We start from the raw sequence: 912 nt of genomic DNA, 5'->3' as shown, positions 1-912 counted from the left end.
TTAATCCTGTCGCTGCAAGCACTTGGCTATGACGGTGGCGAATCTTGTCATAATACATCAATTGAACTTTTTAGACCACAAAGATAAGTCAAAGAACGCTTTAATCAATTATTCGATATAAACTCTACTGTATTCCGGAATACTCACCGAGTATTGCAGATGTATGATCTGTAGAACCATCATTGACAACAATAACATCATCACAGTAATCCCTAACACTGTCAACAACTTTCTTTATAGTCTTCTCATTATTATAAGTAGGTATTATAACAGCACACTTTAACTGCTTTAACCGGTCCTTATATACAGTATATTCCATATTTATATTATTTGATTGTTGCCTTTAGTTTTAAGACTGTATTGTTGTTATTATATACTATAGCTGATATTGTATCTTCTTTTAAAAATGTAATGTCTGTTGATATTAAAAGCCCTGCTTTTGGTTTAATAACTGATATAAACTTGCACTCCTTTATTTTACTGAAAGATATATTCTTATCAGAATAAACACTTAAGCAGCTTCTTATAATAGCCAAAGTACAGACTCCAGGAACGATGGGTTCAAACGGAAAATGCCCCTCATATATAGGGTGTTTCTCCATTAATTCAACAGTACACTTAAATCCATTCTCTCCTTCAACAACATGTTTGATTCTGTAGAAGTTATTTTCCCAATTCATCGTTTATCAAACTGTTTAATTTGTTTATTAAATTCTTTATCCAAAAATTCATATAGTGTATAATCACCATTAGGTTGTGTCATTTTCATCTTATTAAGACACATATTTCGGGTCAGTAGCTTTTTAGTGGGGATATGCATATAAGTTCGCAATGCGGAATAAGAAAAACTTCTTGTCAACAACTCCCCTGAGATTCGCTCTAAAGAGTTTGATTTTAGCATTGAATGATTCA

2 protein-coding genes and 1 pseudogene are annotated in these 912 nt (G+C 32.1%); all 3 read right to left on the bottom strand.

Annotated elements, in window-relative coordinates; translation table 11 throughout:
* Positions 1-124: 124 nt before the first annotated feature.
* Positions 125-319, bottom strand: coding sequence for a glycosyltransferase family 2 protein (locus H3001_RS19145; RefSeq protein WP_181215800.1), 195 nt, complete (start codon positions 317-319; stop codon positions 125-127).
* A gap of 7 nt (positions 320-326) precedes the next feature.
* Positions 327-680, bottom strand: a complete 354-nt coding sequence (locus tag H3001_RS19140; protein ID WP_181215799.1) for a hotdog family protein — start codon at positions 678-680, stop codon at positions 327-329.
* Between the two features lie 123 nt (positions 681-803).
* Positions 804-912, bottom strand: a pseudogene (locus tag H3001_RS19945) (ISAon1 family transposase); the annotation flags it as partial.

It is taken from the genome of Phocaeicola faecicola (assembly GCF_013618865.1).
In the GTDB taxonomy this organism is placed as follows: Bacteria; Bacteroidota; Bacteroidia; order Bacteroidales; family Bacteroidaceae; genus Phocaeicola; species Phocaeicola faecicola.
Note: the sequence above shows the minus strand (reverse complement) of the source record. Positions and strands in the feature narration are given on the sequence as shown.